Source organism: Pseudomonas sp. P4_C3 (assembly GCF_056402075.1).
The window spans coordinates 1-4,876 of record NZ_JBFUIC010000291.1; the positions used below are offsets into that span (position 1 = coordinate 1).

The 4,876-nt window shown below is 61.0% G+C and carries 6 protein-coding genes; 3 read left to right on the top strand and 3 right to left on the bottom strand.

All coding sequences use genetic code 11. From position 1 onward, the window contains the following. Window positions 1–77 precede the first annotated feature (77 nt). Window positions 78–314 carry a DUF3820 family protein gene (locus AC1DVH_RS25880; RefSeq protein ID WP_003227425.1) on the top strand — a complete coding sequence of 79 codons (237 nt, stop codon included), beginning with the start codon at window positions 78–80 and terminating at the stop codon, window positions 312–314. 18 nt (window positions 315–332) lie between these two features. Further along, a complete protein-coding gene (locus AC1DVH_RS25885) occupies window positions 333–1,514 on the top strand; it encodes an aminotransferase class V-fold PLP-dependent enzyme (protein ID WP_477756198.1) in 1,182 nt (393 codons plus the stop codon). A gap of 202 nt (window positions 1,515–1,716) precedes the next feature. On the opposite strand, the gene AC1DVH_RS25890 is transcribed toward AC1DVH_RS25885, so the two are convergent. Genes AC1DVH_RS25890 through zwf form a run of 3 tightly spaced genes read right to left on the bottom strand, consistent with a single transcriptional unit; the run spans window position 1,717 to window position 4,569 of the window. Next, complete coding sequence (locus tag AC1DVH_RS25890; protein ID WP_008050561.1) at window positions 1,717–2,382, bottom strand: bifunctional 4-hydroxy-2-oxoglutarate aldolase/2-dehydro-3-deoxy-phosphogluconate aldolase; 666 nt, start codon at window positions 2,380–2,382, stop codon at window positions 1,717–1,719. 17 nt (window positions 2,383–2,399) lie between these two features. Next, window positions 2,400–3,113, bottom strand: a complete 714-nt coding sequence (gene pgl / locus AC1DVH_RS25895) for a 6-phosphogluconolactonase (RefSeq protein WP_477756199.1) — start codon at window positions 3,111–3,113, stop codon at window positions 2,400–2,402. After that, complete coding sequence (gene zwf / locus AC1DVH_RS25900) at window positions 3,100–4,569, bottom strand: glucose-6-phosphate dehydrogenase (RefSeq protein ID WP_477756200.1); 1,470 nt, start codon at window positions 4,567–4,569, stop codon at window positions 3,100–3,102. The genes pgl and zwf overlap by 14 nt, the downstream gene beginning before the upstream one ends. A gap of 228 nt (window positions 4,570–4,797) precedes the next feature. Here zwf and AC1DVH_RS25905 point away from each other — a divergent pair. Then, window positions 4,798–4,876: hypothetical protein (locus tag AC1DVH_RS25905; RefSeq protein WP_477756201.1), on the top strand; the 79-nt coding region annotated here is incomplete at its 3' end.

Consider the following 4,876-nt stretch of genomic DNA (forward strand, 5'->3'; position numbering starts at 1 on the left):
GGCTAACCCTCTGTGGCGAGGGGGGCTTGTCGGAATGCCTGTATTTTCCAGACTGACCAAATCAAGACGACCGATCGATGAATCCTGAAAAGCTCGAACTGCTGATCACCCGCGAAATGCCCTTCGGCAAGTACAAGGGCCGAATCATTGCCGACCTGCCCGGCCCTTACCTGAACTGGTTCGCCCGGGAGGGTTTCCCCCATGGCGAGTTGGGCGGCCTGCTGGCCCTGATGCAGGAAATCGATCACAACGGTTTGTCGGACTTGCTCGAACCGCTGCGCGCCAAACACGGCAAACCGGCCCCGCGCCACTGAACACCTACCGAGTAGCCCATGCCCGACAACACCCGCCGCGCCCGTGATGAAGCCTTCTGGCAAACCTTTGCCGACCGCTACGATGTCGAACCCGGCCCGCTCAACCTGGAGAACGGTTACTTTGGACGCATGTCGCGCACGGTGGTCGAGGAATACCAGCGCAACATCGAGCTGATCAACCGCAGCAATTCGGTCTATGTGCGCCAGCGCTTCGAACAGGGCGACAGCCTGAAGATCCGCGCGCAACTGGCCCGGTTGATAGGCGTACCCGCCGACAGCATCGCCCTGACCCGCAACGCGTCGGAAGGTTTGCAGTCGCTGATCCGCAACTACAACCGGCTCCAGCCCGGCGATCAGGTACTGGTTTGCGATCTGGAATACGACACGGTCAAAGGCGCCATGCGCTGGCTGGCGCGTAATCGCGGTGTTGAAGTGATCGAGATCGAACACACCCACCCCGCAACCTTCGACAGCCTGCTCAATACCTACCGCGAAACCTTCGCGCGGCACCCACGGCTGAAGCTGATGGCCCTGACCCACGTCACCCATCGCACGGGTCTGGTGATGCCGGTGCAGGCGATTGCAGCCGCGGCAAAGGAACACGGCATCGACGTCATCCTCGACGGTGCCCATGCCCTCGGTCAGTTCGAATTCGACCTGGCCGAGTTCGGTATCGCCTTCGCCGGCTACAACCTGCACAAGTGGATCGGTGCACCGCTGACGCTCGGCTTTATCTACATTGCACCCGAACACCTGGCCGACATCGACCCGGACATGGGCGAGATGCATTTTCCGGTCACTGACATTCGTGCCCGTATGCCGTACAGCACACCGAACATTCCGGCGTTGCTGACCTTGCCGCTGGTACTCGAGGAGCATCACGCCATGGGCGGCGCGGCGGCCAAGGGTTCTCGGCTCAACTACCTGCGCAACCTGTGGGTCCGCCCCGTGCGCGAACTACCGGGCATCGAAGTCCTGACCCCGGACGACCCGCGACTGTACTGCGGCATCACGTCCATGCGTTTCATCGCACAGACCGATCAGCAGGCGATGGTCGAGCGGCTGCTCAAGGACTACAACCTGTTCACCGTGGTACGCACTGGCGCGGCGTGCGGCCCGTGCATCCGCATCACCCCGGGGCTGACCACCACCGCCGAGCACATGACGCGGCTGACCACGGCGCTGGCGCAATTGTGCTGACCTGYAGGAGCGAGCTCGCTCGCGAAAAACTTCCAGGCACCGCTGGCTATCGGGTTCCCGCGTTATCGTTCACGACCATCGCGAGCGAGCTCGCTCCTACAGGTATTAATTGCCTCAATTTTTCGCGGGCAAAAAAAAACGGTGCACCGACCAAGCGCACCGTAAAGCCGTAGAACACACAACGAGGTGTAGGGTGAAGCGATCAGTCCAGCAGCGCCAAGGCCTCGGCGGTGCATTCCTGAATGCGGGCCCAGTCGCCGTTCTTGATCCACTCCGGATCAAGCATCCAGCTACCGCCCACGCACATGACGTTTTTCAACGCCATGTAGCTCTTGATATTGGCAGGTCCCACGCCGCCGGTCGGGCAGAATTTCACTTCGCCGAACGGACCGCCCAAAGCCTTGATGGCTGCAACGCCGCCGCTGACTTCGGCCGGGAACAGCTTGAAGCGACGATACCCCAGACCGTAGCCTTCCATGATGCCCGAGGCATTGCTGATGCCCGGCAACAGTGGAATCGGGCTGGCGACGCTGGCTTCCAGCAGGTCGCGGGTGATACCCGGCGTGACGATGAATTGCGAGCCGGCCGCTTCCGCCGCCGCCAGCATGTGGCGATCGAGCACGGTGCCGGCACCGGTCACCAGTTCCGGACGCTGCTCGCGCAGAATCTGGATGGCCTTGAGGCCGAATTGCGAACGCAAGGTCACTTCCAGGGCCGTCAGGCCACCGGCTGCCAGGGCGTCGGCCAGCGGCAGAACGTCTTGCTCGCGGGCGATGGTGATCACCGGCAGAATCCGCGCTTTCGCGCAGATGCTGTCGATCAGGGCAACTTTGTCCGCCATGGAAACGGTCGGGGATGGGTTTGTCATAGCGGCTGTTCCTTGGCTCATGGGCACCAGTAAATCTCTAACGTGGGTTGCAGAAACGCGCGAATCGGCAGTGCGGCGACATCGTCACCGGCCAGTGCGGTACTCAGGGTGGTCAGCTTGGACTGACCGGAAATCGATAGAACCTTATGCTTGGCCGAGGCCAGCAGCGCCCGGCTCATGGTCAGGCGCTGATGCGGCACGGTCGGCGCCAGCATCGGCCAGCAGCGACGGACGCCATCGGCCTGCAATGCCTCGGCAAGGTTCGGGCTGTTGGGGAACAGCGACGCGGTGTGGCCGTCATCGCCCATGCCGAGGATCAGCACGTCGATCACCGGCAACTCGGACAACAAACGGTCGGCCTGCTCGGCCGCCTGTTCCAGGTTGGCGCTGGCGCTGTACAGGCTCAGGAATTGCGCCTTGGCCGCCGGGCCTTGCAGCAGGTAACGCTTGATCAGACCGGCGTTGCTGTCGGCGTGTTCCACCGGCACCCAGCGCTCGTCGGCCAGGCTGACCACCACGTTCGACCAGTCCAGCGTCTGCTTGGCCAGGTGCTGGAAAAACGCCACCGGGCTGCGGCCACCGGAAACCACCAGGGTCGCAGCGCCCTGGGCTTCGATCGCGTCGCTCAGTTGTTTCGCCACGTTCAGTGCCAGGCTTTCAGCCAGCAGCACCGGGCTCTTGTATGCATGGGCGCTGACGCCCTGCGGCAGTTTCAAATCAGATATCGCCATACCACGACCTCCCGTCCCGCGTGATCAGAGCAATGGAGCTCATCGGCCCCCAGGACCCGGCCGCGTACGGCTTGGGCGCATCACCGGATTTTTTCCACCCGGCGATCAACTGGTCACACCACTTCCACGCGGCTTCGATTTCATCTTTACGGACAAACAGGTTCTGATTGCCGCGCATTACTTCCAGCAACAACCGCTCGTAGGCATCGGGAATCCGTGCGCTGCTCCAGGTGTCGGAAAAATTCAGCTGCAACGGACCGCTGCGCAGCTGCATGCCTTTGTCCAGGCCTTGATCTTTGGTCATGACACGCAAGGAAATGCCTTCGTCCGGCTGCAGGCGGATAATCAGCTTGTTGCTGATTTGCAGGCGCTGCTCGGGGGCGAAGATGTAGTGCGACGGTTCCTTGAAGTGGATGACGATCTGCGACAGCTTCTGCGGCATGCGCTTGCCGGTACGCAGGTAAAACGGCACGCCGGCCCAGCGCCAGTTGCGGATGTCGGCACGCAGGGCGACGAAGGTTTCGGTATCGCTCTGGGTGTTGGAATTGGGTTCTTCCAAGTACCCCGGCACCGCTTTGCCTTCGCTGTAGCCGGCGATGTACTGGCCGCGCACCACTTGAGTGGTCAGGCCTTCCGGGCTGATCGGCGCCAGGGCCTTGAGCACTTTGACTTTCTCGTCGCGAATGCTGTCGGCGGACAGGTCGGCCGGCGGGTCCATGGCGATCAGGCAGAGCAGTTGCAGCAGGTGATTCTGGATCATGTCCCGCAGCTGGCCGGCCTTGTCGAAGTAACCCCAGCGGCCTTCGATGCCGACCTTCTCGGCCACGGTGATTTCCACGTGGGAAATGTAATTCTGGTTCCACTGGGTTTCGAACAGGCTGTTGGCGAAACGCAGGGCGATCAGGTTCTGGACGGTTTCCTTGCCCAGATAATGGTCGATGCGGTAGGTGCGGTTCTCCGGGAAGAACTGCGCCACCGCGTCGTTGACCTTGCGCGAGGATTCCAGGTCCGAACCGATGGGTTTTTCCAGCACCACGCGGGTGTTTTCTGCCAGACCGACCTTGGCCAGGTTCTCGCAAATCGCGCCATACACGGCGGCCGGGGTCGCAAAGTAGGCAATGACTCGCTGTGCGGTGCCGGCGACTTCGGCCAGGGTCACATAATCCTCGGGCTTGAGGAAGTCGACGTGCAGGTAGCTCAGGCGCGCCAGAAAACGCTCGACTACGGCTTCGTCCAGCTCTTTGGCGCCGACATAACGGCGTAGCTCGGAGGCGATGAACGTCAGGTGTTCCTGCTCGCTGCCAGCCTCACGGGCCAGCGCGATGATGCGCGTGTCCTCGTGCAAGAGGCCTGCGCCGTCGAGTTGATAAAGGGCAGGAAACAGCTTGCGCAAGGCCAGATCGCCCAAGGCGCCGAACAAGGTAAAGGTGCACGGTTCAACCGTAATCGAGAGCATGATGTTTGTTCTTTTATCAAGTTAAGCTACAAATACCTTTTTTCAAGGCATCACTCAAGGGAAAATGTAGTAATAACCACAACATTTTCGCAAAATACAGATTCCGAGTGGTGGTCGGTCGGAGCCATCAGTAGGATAGGCCACCGTGATGGGCCTCACCAAAGGCCCTTTTTGCATTAACCGCGCGCTTATCGGTGCCGGTGAATCAAGGATACTTATATGGACCGCGTGCGAAATTTACTGGAGCAAATCCAGAATCGCCTTGAAGAGCTGAACAAGGCCGAACGCAAAGTCGCCGAGGTGATTC

What these genes read in the sequence shown, in the direction of transcription:
- zwf (WP_477756200.1), bottom strand. Translation starts at nt 4,569, where the DNA reads ATGCTCTCGATTACGGTTGAACCGTGCACCTTTACCTTGTTCGGCGCC.
- pgl (WP_477756199.1), bottom strand. Translation starts at nt 3,113, where the DNA reads ATGGCGATATCTGATTTGAAACTGCCGCAGGGCGTCAGCGCCCATGCA.
- AC1DVH_RS25890 (WP_008050561.1), bottom strand. Translation starts at nt 2,382, where the DNA reads ATGACAAACCCATCCCCGACCGTTTCCATGGCGGACAAAGTTGCCCTG.
- AC1DVH_RS25885 (WP_477756198.1), top strand. Translation starts at nt 333, where the DNA reads ATGCCCGACAACACCCGCCGCGCCCGTGATGAAGCCTTCTGGCAAACC.
- AC1DVH_RS25880 (WP_003227425.1), top strand. Translation starts at nt 78, where the DNA reads ATGAATCCTGAAAAGCTCGAACTGCTGATCACCCGCGAAATGCCCTTC.